This is a genomic window from Kiritimatiellales bacterium, assembly GCA_041656295.1.
Taxonomy (GTDB): Bacteria; Verrucomicrobiota; Kiritimatiellia; order Kiritimatiellales; family Tichowtungiaceae; genus Tichowtungia.
The window spans coordinates 33,889-50,932 of the sequence record JBBADV010000008.1 but is presented as its reverse complement, the minus strand read 5'-3'; the positions used below and the strand labels follow the sequence as shown (position 1 = coordinate 50,932).

Genomic DNA, 17,044 nt, shown 5'->3' with positions numbered 1-17,044 from the left:
TGAAAAAGGAATTATTATGAAACGTTATGCACTGGGTCTTGATTTTGGAACAGAGTCGGTTCGCGCGCTGGTTGTCGACTGTGAAACCGGACGTGAAGCGGCGGAAGCAACGTGTGCGTATGCTCACGGTGTAATTACGGAAACGCTGCCCGGCGACAGTAAAAAACTGATTTCTGAATCGGCGCTGCAATGTCCGGCAGATTACATGAACGGCATGCTGACGGTAACTCGCACCGTTTTAGAAAAAGTTCCGGCAAATGAAATTATCGGCATCGGGATTGATTTCACCGCGTGCACCGTTCTGCCGATAAAATCCGACGGCACGTCGCTGTGCGCACTGCCGGAATTTAAAAATGAACCGAATGCGTGGGTGAAACTGTGGAAACATCACGCGGCGCAGCCGCAGGCGGATCGCGTAAATGAAATTGCGCATGCGCGCGGCGAAAAATTTTTAGAGTATTACAGCGGCATTATTTCAAGCGAGTGGCTCGTGCCGAAATGTCTTGAAACACTGGAGCGCGCACCGGGAGTGTATGCCGCCGCCGATCTGTTTATTGAAGCGGGCGACTGGGTTGTCCAGCAGATGACCGGCGCATTTACACGCAACGCATGCGCCGCCGGGTATAAAGGCATGTGGAGTGAGGAACTCGGAAACCCATCGCCGGAATTTCTCGCAGCGCTGAATCCGGAACTCGCCGGACTGAATGATAAACTAGTCGCAAAAATTGTCGCCGCCGGTGAAGAAGCCGGAACAATTTCTGCCGCATTTGCAAAACTGAGCGGACTACAAGCCGGCACGCCGGTTTCCGGTGCGATTATTGATGCACACAGCGGCGTGCCCGGCATGGGCGTTTCCACCGCAGGTCCGTTCTGCATGATCATGGGCACGTCGAGCTGCCAGATGCTGCCGGCGGAAAAACTGCATCTGTTTAACGGCTACGCCGGCGTGGTAAAAGATGGAATTCTGCCGGGCATGTACGGCTACGAATCCGGCCAGGCCGCTGTCGGCGATCTGTTCGGATGGTTCACCAAAAAATTTATGAATCAGCCGATTCAGGAAATCGAAGCAAAAGCGGCGCAGTTGAAACCCGGCGAAAGCGGACTGATTGCACTCGACTGGATGAACGGCAACCGTAGCGTTTTAATGGACGCCGGACTTTCCGGTATGATTCTCGGTCTCACGCTCAGCTCGAAGCCGGAAGAAGTCCACCGCGCCCTGATTGAAGCCACCGCGTTCGGCACAAAAATTATTGTCGATTCATACGTAAATAACGGTGTACCGGTCAGCGAACTGGTGGCGTGCGGTGGACTCATTCGCTTTGATCTCGTTATGCAGATTTATGCCGACGTGCTTGAATTGCCGGTAAAAACGGCGGCATCCGGACAAGCCGTTGCGCTCGGCTCCGCAATTTTCGGCGCGGTCGCCGCCGGAAAAAATCGCGGTGGATTTGATACGGTTGAAGAAGCGGTTGCCAATATGACCAAACCGGCAACGAAAACATTTATGCCGAATCCCGCCGCATCAAAAATCTATCGCGAGCTCTTCGCTGTTTATAAACGCTGTCACGATATTTTCGGCCGCGAAGAAAAACAGCTTATGAAAGCGCTGAAGCAGATTAAGGCGGTAGGGACGCCTCGATGAGGCGTCCGCGGCGGCTTCATCGAAACCGCCCTACCTTTGCAGGGTTGATTTGCGTTGGAAAATAATTACGCCCATCCATTTTTCCGGCGTCGGCAAAATGCGTGCCGTAGTTTCACTGTGCATAATATTTACACTTATACCATTCGATGAGGTTGTAAATCTCGACATTTGAACGCCCATTTGCTTATATTTTAAAAATGTCATCAATGTCTCAATCCAATAAAGCTTTATCCGAAAAAAAACGCGTAACACTGGCGACTATTGCAAAAATGGCAGGAGTTTCGACGGCTGTTGTAAGTGCGACGCTGCACTGCTCAAAAAAAGGAACAATTCGGGTTAGTGCAGCTACAGAAAAAAAAATTAAAGCTATTGCAAAAAAAGAAGGGTATATCCCCAATCAAGCTGCACGACAGCTGTCATTACGATGCAGTAAAACGTGGGGCGTTGTGTGTGATTCACTGCCAACGGAACTGAACTCCTCCCGCCTGGCATTACTGCATAAAACGGCGCGTGACAGAGGATATCGGATTATTGTCGAATATTATGACAGAACCCGCCCCGATCTGGATTCACTGGTCGGAGTGTTCCGGAATCTGGGAGTTGATGGCGTGATCTGTTTGCATCATCATTTTCCAAATCAGCACACGTTAATTCCAAAGCTGTTAACCAAACATTTTGAACACGTTGTTTTTATTGACCGTCCAGAAATATCGAATCCGTATTTTTGCGGAGTTGATTATGTTGAAGCTGGGCGGATGGCATACCGGGCGTTGAATCAACATGGGGCGCGCCTCGGACTGATTGTAAAAAATCTTTTATGGTATGCAGCACCTCTGCTGGCAGAAGGATTTACGGAGGAGTGGAAGATTCATTCTCCTAAAAAACTTTATGATCCGGTGTGGATTGCCGAAAAACCGGAAGAAAACGATAAACCGCTTTTCACAATTGCCACCGCGCGCCGGGCACTGAATTCATGGATTCTGCCAAATAAATTAACCGGCATTGCGGTATGGAATGACGACCAGGCGTCTCTTTTATTGAATGCGATTTCTGAGCGGAAATTAGAGATACCGGAAGACATCGCAATCATCGGTCTCGGAAATTCGAAAATCTGTGAACTTGTCCGCCCGACTCTGTCGAGTATTGATCTGCAAATTGAACAGACGATCACTATGGCAGTGGAAATGCTTTATCAGCTTTGCCAAGGTGAAATTCCAGTCCCAAAAACACACTGGATATCTTCCAGTCTTCACCTGAGGCAGTCCTGTCCGCCCTAATCACTGCTGAGTTTAGAGCGTTTTATGAAGTATTGCCTCCGGTCGGGCAGGCAAGATACCTGCGATACGTACCGCCGGCATCCCTGCCGGCCATAGTTTAATTTAAAATGCTCTAAAATATTCATTCAGCAAATGAAAATCCGGAGATGAAAGCCGGGGGAATGAACTGAGTTCACGTGTTTTTTTACCTAAACTCTGATCATAATTCTGACGCGCAATCAAAATATTCCACTCCCGGTGCTTCCGCCCGTCAATCCGGGGTAACGGAATCGCCGCATCAAGAATCCAACCGGTATTATCTGTTTTTTTAGAAACAGACATTCGAATTTCCTGCCCATCAATTAATCGGCCTTTGGATATCATATCATCTTTTTCCCGCCATTTCACAACACTTCGCAGTGAAGACGGTGAAAGCCATATTTCCCAGTAGAACGTATATCCGGCAGGATGAATAAAAATTTCATAGCAATCCCCGTGGTAAAGATCGTCACCATCTTTCTCACCGGCAGTAAAAATCGAGGTGCCATCAAATTCGGCCGCCACATACAATGTTTCGTCAATACAAGGAAAACGGCATGCCCCGTTTCACGAAGAACCCGTCCATCTTCCATCCAGCGTTGCGGCAGTGACAGCGGACAAACCGGCAGTTCTTTCCAAAACTCATCCTCGATACAACCGTCAATTACCGGAATATTTTCTCCCTTCATGCAACACCCGAAAAAAGTCAGTGTTCCAAAGATGCATATCAAAAAAATTTAAAACACTGCGTTTTTATTCAATTCAGTTTGGTTCTGTTTTGCTCACCGATCCGTCATCCGAGTTATCACGCTCGGAGGTGGAAAGCATTCTGAACATTTCACGGATTTCTTTAATTCCGCCGATTGAAAACCAGATCGTGGTTACAATCCCCAAAAAGAGGGTTACATAGACATAATATTTCCACCAGGCCGCCCAGAATTCAATCGGCAGCCCTTTTATTTTTCCGATCAGTGTAACCGCCACGAATATGGCAAAGAGTCCAACGGTCCATATGGTTACCAGCACATACACCAGTTTATCGCGCAGTGAAAATTCGGATGTAATTAATGCTTTCACGCCGGTTGCGGGCAGACTGTCTGCATCAGCGCCATCCGCATAAACACCGCGGTGCAGCATTTTATCCAGATTAAATTTTTTCTTCCCTAACAATGAAACGCCGACATACACCGCAACTGCAACCAGCATGGTAACCCCGTTCATCTCCATGCCGGTCAGCGGGAAGTCCGGCCAGATACGCAGAATAACCACACCGCTCGTGGCAAGAACAGAGCCGGTAATCATCGTAATCCACGCCGCCGGTGTAGTTCCCCTGCGCCAATAGAGGCCGCCGATAATTACCGCGCCGGCACCGCCGAGAAAAATCGCACCGGTAATATTAAAAAACATGGCAATATAAACCGTCTGCCGAAAAAGCAGACTGAACAGGAATGCAAACACCGCGACACCGCAAATGGATATTCTCAGCCAGCGAATATGCTGTTTCGGCGAGAGCGGACGGCCGTTACGCAATGGAATAATCACGTCCTGAACTAAAATACTTCCCCATGAATGTAAATACGGTTGATCGGTAGTAATCATGGCGCAAAACATCATGGCGCAAAACAATCCGACCAAACCGGTCGGCAGCATATAACGCAACGCGACTGAAACCGTCATTTGCTGCTGGATATAACTGCCGCCCGGAATGGCACTAATGGTTGCTGAAATTTTATCCGCCAGTGGCGAATACGCCGGATCTTTCATCACCAGCAATGCACATAACGGGAGCATCATCATGACCATGGCAACCACCAGTTGCCGCCATTGTCCAAGAACTTTGGCCATGCGGGCTTCATGCGGTGACCGTGCCGAGCTGTTAAACCCGGACCGTCCCTGCCAGCCGATATTATTGAAAAACATCGCCGCTGCGCCGATCGCAAAAAACAGGAAGCCGAATTGATTATTTTTGCTTTGAAGCGGATCCACCAGCGCTTCACCGTTCGGAAGAGCCAGTAATCCGCTGATCAGGCTGTCCCAGGGATATTGCCACAAGCAAAACGCAATCAGAATTATAAACACCGCAAAACAGAAAATCCCTTGAAAGAAATTTGTAATTAAGACTGCAATCTGACCGCCGACAAATACATACCACAGCGCCAGCGCCAGAATACCGGCCAGCAGCACCGGATATACCGGAATTGCGATTCCGGAAATATGAAATGCTTCCGGCAATCCGCAAAAATAGATGAAAAACCGGGCGCTGACCGCCGGAAAAATTCCATAATTCACAATCCCGGCAAAAAACGCCAGCGCCCCGGCAAAAATACGGAAGTTCCGGCTGTACCGTATTTCAAAAAACTGCGCCAACGTAAGCGCGCGCGTTTGCCGGTACCGGTAAATCACCCAGCCTGTCATTGCAATAATAATTCCGATCGGCAACTGCATCAGACTCCACCACGCCGGAGCAAAACCCGCGTTGTAATGCATTTCAAAAAATACAATCGCAGAAACTGCGCCCAGCATCGCCATCCCTTCCGACACCCCGAGTGTATAGCGTCCGGCGCAACGGTTCGCTGAAAGATAATCGGCTACACTGCGCGTTAATTTACGGGTTCTTAAAACCATCCAGGTTGTAAAAACGATGGTTAAAGCAAGAATACCCCAGTCTAATAATGTCACGATAAATTCTCCTGCTTACAGTGCCGCCGCATAATAACAGACCGGTTTTATGTCAACTATCCGGGCGATCAACATCCCACAAACAATCCAGTTTTTTAAAGTCACCGCGGATCGCAAAAATTTCACCGCTGTGAATTTCTATCTCAAGCTGCCGCCGTTTATAGCTTGCCGCATCACCGAACGACCGGTTTCCGCCCCAGCGCGGTGACCAGAATAACTCATCGCCTTGCAGCGGTGTGCAATCTGTATAGTCAAAACCAGGGAGTACCGCGCCTTTTTCATCAAGAATCCGGACACGGATTCCGCCCCACGGAGCACGGGCATTAATCCACAGATCATCACCGAGAATATGCAGCGGACGGGTCCGAAGATAACCGCGTCCGGATGGTACCGCCAAATACATAAAGCCATCCAGTCGCATCTCATGCAGCATCAGTGCGGCATCGTTCAATTCCTGATTTTGAAAATGCTCTGCCTTTGACCCGCCGGAGTAAAACCGGATCCGGTTATTTTCATCAATCATCATCGAGCTGGTATAAATGCATCCGCCGCCATGCTCACCCAGTTCCGGATTATTAATAAACGGCCGGCGGAATGTGCGGTTAAAATTCCGCCCGTTGTAACTGTAAAGCAGTTCACAATTAATTTTTCCGTTAGCCAGTGCATGCGATGCCGTGTCACAATATATTTTCCATAATAATCCGATAAACAAATCTTCATAATGGAAAACCGGCATCCCGTAGAGTCCGATCAAAGGTTCATCCATACTGTCGGGATGTACTATTAATTCCGGCTCAGAAAAATGTTCGAAATCCTCTGTTTCCATGAAAAAAATCCGGCGGTCTCCGCGCCATTTACGAATATTAAATGTATAACAGTTTTTTTGCGGATTATAAAAAACAGATGTCGGCGTATCGGTACCGGGCTGTGTTTTAAATATTTTCCAGATCGTCCAGTGTATTCCGTCGCCGGAAACAACCAGCGTCCTGACCATCTGATCTGCACCTTCGGGATGGTAATTGATCAAATACTTAAACCGGCGGCCCGGATCGGGATCATAAGGATCATATGTCGGCGGCCCCCCATCAAGACCTCTTTCAAGACCGAACACCTGGTTTTTAGCAAAGACCGGACCGGCGAAACTGACCTGTCCGCGAAGATCGGGGCACTCCCAGTGAATTCCGTCTTTACTTTCAGCATAACAAAGCACCTGTGTGCGAGGTTTCAGAAATTGATCCACTCCGTCCGGAATTTTTAAATCCGCGAATTCCTGCACCGATGCAGCACCGCCGTAAAGAGCAATATATTTCCCGGTTTTCTCATCACGGACCACCAGCGGAAAATTCCATGTACCCTCTGTCAAACTGTCTTCCAGGGTTGCTTCAGGAACATACCGGGGTACACCCATTTTCCGCTCAAGATTCGAGTAAGAAATCAATTGCCAGTCATCAAAAAAATGAATGTACCCCATAATTCTCCAAAGCTTTCAGGATTTGCTATATTGTTTTATTTGTATGTTCTATTTCTTATCGACGAGTTTAAGAACAGGTCCGGCGTATTTTTTATTTTCCCGGGAGGCCAGCTTGTTCATTTTTCCGGTCTCCTGATTCTGAGCCACCATTAACGTCACAACATCCCCGGCAGAAAATCCATTTAAAAAATCAACCAGATCTTTAGTGCCCGGAATACTTACGGTTGTTCCGGCGGCGCCAGCTTCCCAGTCCGCTGTGGCTAAAACTTTCGTCGCATCAGAAGTAAATCCGGAAGTGCTTGTTTTATTGTTTGCCGGAGCATTATCCCATGTTGCGCCGCCATGTTCTTTCCATTTTTGATTCCGTACGCTTTTTTTCAGCCCATGCAAATTATACGGCAGTGCCGGCGGCGATACATCTGTTGTACGGGTAAATACTAATTCGGCGGACTCCACCCCGGAAAAATCTGCCGGCAGCTGAAACCGGAGATATATTTTCATTGAATTAATAGTCCCCGGATCAAAACTCCGGACCCAGAGTTCTTGACCGTCGCCATAGAACCCGGCGGGAGCCGCTGAATTAGCAAACGCATCGGCAACAGGCGACAGGTCGGCTGCCTGTGCGGCGAAAATACCAGTCAATAATACCATAACCCATATTGTTTTAACGTTGATGTTTTTTTTCATTTTATCTCCTTTTTCATGCATGCTTCATGCAACCGGCACAAAACTGCAAATCTTATAAGTTTATATGATAAATACGCTTCTCTGTACGTCCGTATAAAATAAAACTCATTCCTCCTTTCAATGTTAATGTAATATGAAAAGTTTTAATTCACCCGTACTATACGTCAATGTAAGTACCGGGCCGGAATATGTTGTATTTTCTCTGGACGCCAGCTTGTTCATCTGTGCGGAATCCTGATTTTGCACCAGGATCAAGGTCACCTCATCGCCGCCGGAAAACCGGTTTAAAAAAGAGACCAGTTCTGCTGTCGTCGGGATCACTGCGGCCGTGCCGATTACACCGGCGTTCCAGGTCACATCTGCCAGAACACCGGAGGCATCCGGCGTAACTTCGGAGATACTCGCCGGATTATTTGCCGGTGCATTATTCCAGCTAAGCTGTGTTTCACTCCAGTTCTGTCCCGCAGATTCAGGCTTAAGGCCGTAAAGACGATACGGCAGCGTACTTGCTGCGGTGGTCCGGATAAATGTAAGTTCCGCGGATGTTACTGATACAACATCAGCCGGTAATTTAAACCGGAGATATATTTTCATTGAATTCAGTGCATCCGTACCGGAAAAACTCCGGACCCATAATTCACCGCTTGTTCCATAGTAGCTATTCGGAGCTGCGGAATTGGCGTGCGCATCTGCAACGGGCGATAAATTTACCGTTTCCCCCCGCAACAGACCGCTGCACAATAACAGTGCAAATATAACGTTTAAGACATGCTGTTTCATAATAACTCCGCTTTTCTTATTTACTGCGGCAGCAGCTGCTCCGTTCCGGAAAATCCGGGGATTCCCGTTATCTGATACGCGTTCCGGTTAAGATCGATTTTGATTTTTGCGCCGTTAGAAAATTCCGTCTCCTGAACCTTTTTGTCTCTATCCAGAAACCGGTGCATCACCATCTCCTCTTTGGCGACAGCCGCGTGTACTTTGCAGAGAATTTCCACCCAGTTCAGCAGCTTGTCGCTGGGGAAAAATTCGATCCGGGGAACCTGCCGGAACAGCAGACACCGCAGCCAGTGTTCATCGCCCGTTTCGGTTATGTTATACGGTGCAATGATTGCATCACCGTAAATCATTTGGAAAACCGGCACAGCAATTCCATACGCCGGCGGCATCACCTGCCACGAAGCATCCTGATACGGCACTGCCCAGTCCGCATAATGCTCAGTAATTACAGTAAGACCCAGTCCGCGGGCTTCTTTCATGACTTCCCGCTGATAGTGCGCGGTTTGCTCGCGGGTCATCGGATGTCTCGGATCATAATCCTCCCGCAACGGAACTGCGGCGAAAACATCGAGATAAATCTGGTTCAACGCATTCGTCGATATGTTATTTGTAACAAATTCATTATAATACGCTGTAACCAGTTTATTGTCTGCCACTTCTTTGGCGGATATAAATGAGCTTGGAGTTACAGGATTTCTGCGTCTGACACTTAAGCCGTTCGCTCCTTTTTTAGTCCACGCTTCATTCCATGCCGGAGAGTGCGGGTCGAAATCCCGGAAGTTGGAATATAACCCGAGCACCCAGTTCTGATTTGCAAGCGCCTGAGAAAAATTCCCCAGTCCGGGCCAGCCGCCGGCGGCTTCATTCGGCGGGAAATATACTCCGTAAGAAGAATATAAAATAATCCCGTCATCACCCGGAGCAAACAGAGAGGTCCATTGTGTGTGATGAACATATGCTTTGTTTAATGATCTCTCCGCCAGTTTTTGCGCAGCATTAATCCGTCCGGACCACGAAGCTACGTTATATTTCCCCTGAGCAACGCGGTCGAGCGTACTGTAAAGACCGGTTAACACCACCGGCGCGCCGATCCGCGCTTCAATGGATGGATTTTCAGCAATTTTGTCATTCAACGACCGGTAATATCCGGCGTCTATCGCATATTGCCGGAATCGTTTTGAAACGGTTACATGATCTCCCTCAGCTTGCAGCACATACCGCATCCGGCGGGGATAACGCAGCTCTCCCCAGCAGCTTTGCCAGTTGATCGCCGCCAGAGACGGCGTACCCAGGGTATGGCTGAACCGCGTACTGATGTCATACGGAGTTTCAGGGAAAAACAACAGTGCGCGCTCGGCTTTTATAAGCGCCATCCAGGTGGGTGCCACCCAGAAAATACCGTCGTGACTTAAATTTACCGTGGAGGGCCAGTCTGACGGAATCATGCATCCTCCGTAAACCGGTATAACCGCCGAATGTCCTGCGCCCGGATCCAGCTGCTGTGCATGCGGATAAGATGCGCTGATTAACCGGTTCTGATCCGTTGAATCCGACGGGAACAGCGTCACAGTAAACTCATCCGTATTCTCAAAAAGAGTCACCTCAATTTTCACAACGGCATTGGATCCCTGCAGCGCTGAAAAACTGCCGGCATGAATCTGAAATCCGGCGCTGTTCTCTCCGGTTGACAAATAGGCCGTTTTCACCTTGGCATCAGCCAGCCGGATACCTTTTTTTCCGTCCGGTGTAGAGAACACAAGATCGGCTGTATTATTTGAAGTCTGCCATACATTATCCGGCCCGTTTGCCCAGCCGGATTCCAGCGCCATATTACTTTTCCGGATTTTAGCGATGATTCTGTTATTCCCGGCACACCAATGCGTTGAAGTTTCCCACACAGAAACACCATGTACAGTTTGCGGTGTCGATGTTAAGCGGGTCTGCTGCACAACACCGCTATCGATCGCCGGAACAGGCACGTCATAGGTGCCTATCCGGCACCAGGCGCTGACCTGATGCGCGCAGTCAGCTGCAATCGTAAAGCGTCCCAGTCCGAAGAGCCGCCGGGCATTTTCTAACGATTGCCCTGCGCGCTGTGCCGTCTCATCCGTGCGTCCGGAATATACTGCCGCATATTCAGAAGCCGCACTGTCAATCAGTCTGCGCGCCTGTTCTTTTGCTTCGGTTGCTATTAAAATTTCGCGTTCCGCTGTACGTATCCGGTCTTTGACATCCAGCGTCGCTCTGATTTTATATTTGCCATCCGGCAGGTTTTCCGGCGTCCAGACACTCGACCAGGGGGAAGAACCGGAAACAGCCGGAGTACCGATAACTCTGCCTGCATCATCCAGCACCTGCACCGTAATTGTTTTTATATGCTGACTTACCGCCTTGCTGCCTGAAATTGAGATGTTAAGCGGCTCATCGCACCCGATTGCGGCCGGCTCCCATTTTAACGAAACAATATCTGAACATTTCTCAATCGCATTTTCTGTATCACTGCGTCCCGCCAGATAAATCATCCCGAGGAGTGCGGAGTTTTTCCGCCAGATCACTCCGCTGGCCCATTGCGCAATATTATACCGTTCCGTATCATAATCATGTGTCAGAACAGAAAAACCAAGCCAGCGCCCTTCCGCCGGATTTGAAATCTTCAGCGCTGTCCAGGGGATCGCGGAGGCGTAAAACGTCTGTCCGCCCTTTCTCGACCGCTTTTCAACCACTAAATTTTTAGCTGTATTATATCCGGATATCCGTTTTTCAACTAAAGCGAACTCCACTTTGTCACCCATCTTAACTGAATCCTGCCCCTCGACCAGCCGGGCAAAATCGCGCACAAGAATATCATTAATTATTGCCGCATCCGTCGGTTCGCGGTCGGGATTATCAGTCGAATTATTCTGTCCGGACTGTGTTGTAGGGATAACAATATCTTCATCATCCTGAACCACGGCACCGATATAAAAATAGCTGTCATCCCACATGGCATACGCTGTCGCAGACAAATCATTTGTTCCGCGCCACATGGTTTCTGAAGTTATAAAATCAAGCGGTATCGGAACGGCGCCCCAGGTTGACGGATCTTTAGTAAGGTTCGGCGGACTTTGGGTTTTCAACGCTACGGCACGGCGCGCGGCCAGTTTTGCCTGAATATTAATATTATCCGTCAGCCCGGTTTTGCTAAACCGCAGCAAAACAGTTTCACCGGCAGGAATCGAATATTCATAAAATCCGACGATGCCGTTCAGCAGCGTTTCTCCGTCTGTATCTGAATCCTGTAAAAACACATCCAGATTCAACGGATACGTACTGAAAGATATCTCCGCAGTCTTTGACTGCCGGTTGACCAGCTTGAGAAAAATGCTTCCATTGTAAAAGAATTTTCCCAGCACAATATCCTTTCCGGAAAAATCCGTCAGCACCGGTATTTTAGAGTTTACATATTTGATCCCGCCGGCCAGATCCGCTTTCGGAGTGAAATAAACCTCCTCGGCATAATCGAATATTTTTTTGCCGGTCTTATCTTTTTTCGCCGCATCAATCCGGGGCAGACGCGTCGTTTCATTCGGAGCATACGTCAGTTCCAGCACAGGCGCTTCGTATGTTGTATTCTCTCTGGACGCGAACCGGTTTAATGAACCGGTATCTTCATCCTGCGCCACCATGAGTGTTACATATACACCGCCCTCGTTCAAAAAATTACGGAATTCAGCAGTACCGGGGAACTGAATCCGGTCTCCCTTTTCACCGCGGTCAAATGTGGCTGAACTTAATATTCCTGTCGCATCATCGGAAAACGTATTCCCGCTGGAAAGATCATTGCCGGGAGCATTGTTCCAGGTTGCGCCGCCGTGCTCTTTCCACTGCTGACCGGGGGCATCCGGCTTTAAACCATACAGATGATATGTTAACTCTCTGGTTGCCGGCTCTGTTCTCACCATCGACAATGTTACAGACTGAATGCGGCCGGCGGCGTCATACGGCAGTTTAAACCGGAGGTAGCCTTTCATTGAAGTTCCGCCTTCCCAGTTCCTGACCGTTATATCAGGCGTGACCCCGTAAAATCCGTCCGGTGCCGCCGAGTTTGCACATGCATCCGCCGCCGGAAAAATTTTTACCTGTTTGGTGCGGAGATTAAGCTGAAAACTTTCCGCATTGCTGATCGCAACCGAACACAGCAGCCCTGCCAGCATTTTTGCTTTAACATTACACATCATAGATTCCTTATCTTTTTTAAAAATACATCTTAAAATAACAGGCGCTGAATTCTGCGAGTGCGTTACAGCTTCACTTAACTTGATATTTTTCCTTTGTTGCCATCCGAATCGTTATATGTGCGGATTTCAAAAATACGAGCTGACGGATCGCCATTTGTAGCCTCAATAACAACTCTTAACTTCGAGCCACTTATCGTTGGAAAACAATGTACTCGATGACGTAAAAAATTGTCTTTTACATCCATTACGCGCTCCCACACATTTCCATCATAGATTTCAATATAATAATCTTTTACACATTTTTTTGAGGCAGGACGTTCCGGCATTCGGCGATTGATATCTGTATCAAAAGTAAGTTGCACCTTGTTTAATTGAACTATCTTCTCAAAGTCCAACTCAACCCATTGCGGCATTATTTGTTCAGAATCAGAAACCCATTGATGGCTTTCCTCCGTGGCACCGCCACCTATATTACGCGTAATACCGTCTATGATATTTTCCGGTCTGTGAGAACTTTGAACGCTTAATGCCGGTTCCGCAAAAAAAGCATATTGGCCATTATCTGATTTCCATTTTTCATTTCCACAATATGCACGACATCCCCCAGGCATGCTTTCTTCCATCAAAAACCATTTTACACCGGGTGTTTTTGGGATCCACAGCCATACATATGGTTTTGATATCCGGCAGTCTAAATCAAAAGTTACATGTGACATTTTTCCTGGCAGGACTTTAGCCTTTGCCACAGTTATATCACTCGTTGATGAAAAATCTCCGGATTCATCAGCTTCTCTCACGTGCAAAATAACATCAATTGGCTCATCGCATTCCGATGACATACATAAGCCCACCGTGCCAAGGTATCTGGTGAGCCCCGCTGGAAACATCACAGCGCGCGGCCTGTCCAGTTCATGCGCTGTACTTGTTGACATTGATTCAAGTGTTGCAAATTTCGAAAATACCTGTGTGCTTGATGCTGTTATTTCTGCTGATCTCGCGAGATCAGCGACATCTTCATTTACAACATCCGGAATATATTGATCATTTTTAAGCAATATTTGCTGTAATTCATCAATATATTGGTGTCCTAGTTCTCTCGGAGTAATCTCCCGTTGCGCACAAAGCGCAGCAGCCGTTCCTGCCGCCTGCCCGACGGTTGCTAAAGTTGACATTACCCGCACCGATCCAAGCGCAACATGAGTCACACTCATATTTCTGCCGGCAAAAAACAGATTCGCTATATTTGTCGAATATGTTGAACGGAAGGGGATACTGTAAATTGGAACCAGCTCTGCATAATCATAAGCTCCACCTGCTCCGGACAAAATTCCGCGAGGATGATGTATATCCAGTTTCCAGCCGCCATATGAAATGCGATCCGGAAAATTTGTCCCTGCTTCCATATCCTGCTGTTTCATAATATAATCACCAACCAGCCGCCGGGTTTCACGCAGTGCATTCATATGCGGCACGTAGGCTAAAGCATAGTTACGCGCAACATCTTTATTTTCCCAGGCATTCTTGATAAAGCCCCAGTAACCGAATGTAATGCGTACCAATTCATCGCGAGCAAATTCAGGATCATCCAGATCGTTAACATCACCAGGGTGCTCCAGCCACCACTGTCCGATTTTAAACGCCCTTGGCGTACGGTTAAACTCTGTGGCTGGCGGAAGTTTATACGCCCAGGAGGGGGGAACATAATTTACCGGCTCTCCCATGTCATCGGCGCGATAAGAAAGAGCCATATTGCCGATAATGCACCCGCTCATTGTTATATTATCTGCCTGCAATGGAGCCGCTGTTTCATTAAACTCTTCCCTGGACTCACGTCCAAACCGGCATTTTGCCCCGGCATAATATCCAACCCATCCGTCTCCGGTACAATCGATGAAATATTTCCCGCGATAGCGGCTGATTACATGAGTAAGCGTATCAACGGCCTCTACCGCCCTTATTGTAGAGGCATCCTTCATATCCGCAGCAATCACGCGTTGGTTAAAAAAAAGGGTTAGGTTTGTTTCTGCATTGGCCAAAATATGTAACGCTTCACTGATCCGGGCATTATTATTATTAAACCGAATCAGTGTCGCTTCTTCGATAATCCCGCTTTCACGGGCATTTGAATGGTGAGTACTCGCACCGTTCGGATATACACCCAGTTCGGTGCTGGCATTCCCGCCCAGCACCGGACGATCCTGCACCAAAGCCGTTTTCGCACCCATTCGTGCGGCGGCAATCGCCGCAGCAGATCCCGCTGTCCCGCCGCCTACCACAATAACATCATACTCACCCTGGTCTTTGATCTCTGACGGTATTCCGGTCAGCCGTGCCCGCTCATGCAAATATGCCTCAAGTTCTTCTGGAGGATTATACGCCAAATCACTCGTTAAAATCAGCGCATCGCAACGAGCAAACGCACCGGTTAAGTCATTTAACTCCAATCGAACCAATCCTTCTTTTAAATCAAATTCACCGGCGGATTCCCAAACCCAGTTACTTGAAGCTACTGCGCCGAGAATCTGTTTTGACTGTTGTCCGTTAACAGAAACTGCAAACTTTCCTGGAGAATACTCCTGAAACCAATTTTTGGTGCGCACCCAAAGTCGATATGTTCCTTCTTTCGATATCTGCACTTCTGTCACAGCATTCCTTAGTGGCTCCCCAACGCCAGCAGCTAACAGATAAGCAGATCCCATTTTATGAACAAACTGTGTGTCAATCCGCCATTCGCCATAATCCAAAAAATCTTCCGCCTCAATCCAAAGAAAACCATCTACAGCCATTTCAATATTACCAACCGGTTTTCTAAACCATGCAAGATCCTTAAAACTCCCGGGAACAACCGTTTCCAATATCAATTTCGGCGGTGCATATGTCTCATGCTCTTTTGAAGCAAACCGGTTCATCGAAGGAGTGTCTTCAACCTGCGTGATCAAAAAGGTCACTGTATTGCCCAAACACGAATTAATTACATTCAGCAGTTCCGGAGTAGAAGGAAATTTCAATAACTCGCCGGTTTCACCCTGCTGCAACGTGCTGACACTCAATACATCTGTCGCCTCTTCGTTAAAAAAACATCCACTGTATAAATTATTCGCCGGCGCATTATTCCACGTTATGCCGTTTTCTTTCCATAACCGTTCCGATGCCGGCTTTATTGCATACAGATTATATTGCAAATTAACTTTGCCCGGTTCCGTTCGCACCATCGATAACGTTACAGACCGGACATTGGCTTTTTTCTCAGATGGAAGCTGAAACTGGATATAACCTTTCATTGAGCTGCCAGCTTCCCAGTTCCTCACCCATATTTCATTTCTTGTCCCGAATAATCCGTTGACCGAAGCTGAATTTGCGAATGTGTCAGCTACAGGAAACAAAATTGTCTGATCCTCAGCGCTTGCAATATGAAAGCACAATCCGATTAATATCATAATATTCATAATATATCGTTTCATTTTATCACCAGGATTCTTCCTCACGCGCCTGCACACAGGCACAAGACATTTGTATTAATATATTTAAAAATATTGCGTTGAATATTTTGCAATTCTCTTAGCAAAGCACCTCGAATCAAAAACATCATGATCGTTTTCTATTTCTTTGCATAAGTTAACATTAAGACTGGGCCCGAATATATGGTGTTTTCCTTGGATGCCAACCGGTTAATGCCGCCGGACTCCCCGTTTTGTGAAATCATTAACGTCACTACATCGCCGGCGCGAAATGTGTTCAGAAATGCCACGAAATCGGCAGTACTCGGCATTGACACTGTGCTTCCTTCATCACCCGCGGCCCAGTCAACAGTTGCTAAACAGACAGCATCCGCTGTAAAAGCTGAAGGACTGTCCGTCACATTTGCAGGAGCGTTATTCCATACGGTGCCTCGTTCTGTCCACTTCTCACCCATCGATCCTTTTTTTAACCCATAGAGTGTATATGAATATGCAGATCCCGCCTTTGCAATACGGGTTAATACAAGACTGGCCGTCTCAATCGATGCAGTATCTGAAGGTAATGCAAATTGAAGATAAATCTTCATCGAATTATTGGTGCCGTTATAAATCCAACTTCTCACCCACAGATAATCTTTTCCGCCATATTTTATACTCGGCGATATCGAGTTTATATAAACATCAGCAGACGGAGTTAGATTTGTAATCATCGATGCACTTACACCTGATATGACAAACCATATTGTTGTAAACAATACCAGTACCCTTTTCATATCATCCTCTTTTTACATTCGAAATTTTTTAATTTACCGCTT

At 47.6% G+C, this 17,044-nt stretch carries 11 protein-coding genes; 2 read left to right on the top strand and 9 right to left on the bottom strand.

The window, feature by feature from the left end:
• Positions 1-16 precede the first annotated feature (16 nt).
• Positions 17-1,642 (top strand): ribulokinase, encoded by a 1,626-nt coding sequence (locus WC959_06835; GenBank protein ID MFA5688844.1) that lies wholly within the window; start codon positions 17-19, stop codon positions 1,640-1,642.
• A 206-nt stretch (positions 1,643-1,848) separates the two neighbouring features.
• Positions 1,849-2,919: a LacI family DNA-binding transcriptional regulator gene (locus WC959_06830; protein ID MFA5688843.1), complete on the top strand. Its 1,071-nt coding sequence runs from the start codon at positions 1,849-1,851 to the stop codon at positions 2,917-2,919.
• A gap of 102 nt (positions 2,920-3,021) precedes the next feature.
• Here the strand turns inward: WC959_06830 and WC959_06825 are convergent, their stop codons facing one another.
• The 9 genes from WC959_06825 to WC959_06785 form a co-directional block, all read right to left on the bottom strand.
• Entirely contained in the window at positions 3,022-3,240 is a 219-nt protein-coding gene (locus WC959_06825) for a hypothetical protein (protein MFA5688842.1), read from the bottom strand.
• A gap of 62 nt (positions 3,241-3,302) precedes the next feature.
• Positions 3,303-3,626 carry a hypothetical protein gene (locus WC959_06820; protein MFA5688841.1) on the bottom strand — a complete coding sequence of 108 codons (324 nt, stop codon included), beginning with the start codon at positions 3,624-3,626 and terminating at the stop codon, positions 3,303-3,305.
• 73 nt (positions 3,627-3,699) lie between these two features.
• The gene (locus WC959_06815) at positions 3,700-5,616 is read right to left on the bottom strand and encodes a hypothetical protein (protein ID MFA5688840.1); all 1,917 of its coding nucleotides are present in this window, start codon (positions 5,614-5,616) and stop codon (positions 3,700-3,702) included.
• A 52-nt stretch (positions 5,617-5,668) separates the two neighbouring features.
• Positions 5,669-7,087 carry a hypothetical protein gene (locus tag WC959_06810; GenBank protein MFA5688839.1) on the bottom strand — a complete coding sequence of 473 codons (1,419 nt, stop codon included), beginning with the start codon at positions 7,085-7,087 and terminating at the stop codon, positions 5,669-5,671.
• Between the two features lie 48 nt (positions 7,088-7,135).
• Positions 7,136-7,774 (bottom strand): DNRLRE domain-containing protein, encoded by a 639-nt coding sequence (locus WC959_06805; GenBank protein ID MFA5688838.1) that lies wholly within the window; start codon positions 7,772-7,774, stop codon positions 7,136-7,138.
• 123 nt (positions 7,775-7,897) lie between these two features.
• On the bottom strand, positions 7,898-8,554 hold the full coding sequence (locus WC959_06800) for a DNRLRE domain-containing protein (protein MFA5688837.1): 657 nt from the start codon (positions 8,552-8,554) through the stop codon (positions 7,898-7,900).
• A gap of 20 nt (positions 8,555-8,574) precedes the next feature.
• On the bottom strand, positions 8,575-12,771 hold the full coding sequence (locus WC959_06795; GenBank protein MFA5688836.1) for a DNRLRE domain-containing protein: 4,197 nt from the start codon (positions 12,769-12,771) through the stop codon (positions 8,575-8,577).
• Positions 12,772-12,845: 74 nt separating this feature from the next.
• Complete coding sequence (locus WC959_06790; GenBank protein ID MFA5688835.1) at positions 12,846-16,232, bottom strand: FAD-dependent oxidoreductase; 3,387 nt, start codon at positions 16,230-16,232, stop codon at positions 12,846-12,848.
• Positions 16,233-16,369: 137 nt separating this feature from the next.
• Entirely contained in the window at positions 16,370-17,002 is a 633-nt protein-coding gene (locus WC959_06785) for a DNRLRE domain-containing protein (protein MFA5688834.1), read from the bottom strand.
• Positions 17,003-17,044: the final 42 nt, after the last annotated feature.

Coding starts and splice junctions, on each gene's coding strand:
- WC959_06835 (MFA5688844.1), top strand. CDS start 17: ATGAAACGTTATGCACTGGGTCTTGATTTTGGAACAGAGTCGGTTCGC.
- WC959_06830 (MFA5688843.1), top strand. CDS start 1,849: ATGTCTCAATCCAATAAAGCTTTATCCGAAAAAAAACGCGTAACACTG.
- WC959_06825 (MFA5688842.1), bottom strand. CDS start 3,240: ATGTCTGTTTCTAAAAAAACAGATAATACCGGTTGGATTCTTGATGCG.
- WC959_06820 (MFA5688841.1), bottom strand. CDS start 3,626: ATGAAGGGAGAAAATATTCCGGTAATTGACGGTTGTATCGAGGATGAG.
- WC959_06810 (MFA5688839.1), bottom strand. CDS start 7,087: ATGGGGTACATTCATTTTTTTGATGACTGGCAATTGATTTCTTACTCG.
- WC959_06805 (MFA5688838.1), bottom strand. CDS start 7,774: ATGAAAAAAAACATCAACGTTAAAACAATATGGGTTATGGTATTATTG.
- WC959_06800 (MFA5688837.1), bottom strand. CDS start 8,554: ATGAAACAGCATGTCTTAAACGTTATATTTGCACTGTTATTGTGCAGC.
- WC959_06795 (MFA5688836.1), bottom strand. CDS start 12,771: ATGATGTGTAATGTTAAAGCAAAAATGCTGGCAGGGCTGCTGTGTTCG.
- WC959_06790 (MFA5688835.1), bottom strand. CDS start 16,232: ATGAAACGATATATTATGAATATTATGATATTAATCGGATTGTGCTTT.
- WC959_06785 (MFA5688834.1), bottom strand. CDS start 17,002: ATGAAAAGGGTACTGGTATTGTTTACAACAATATGGTTTGTCATATCA.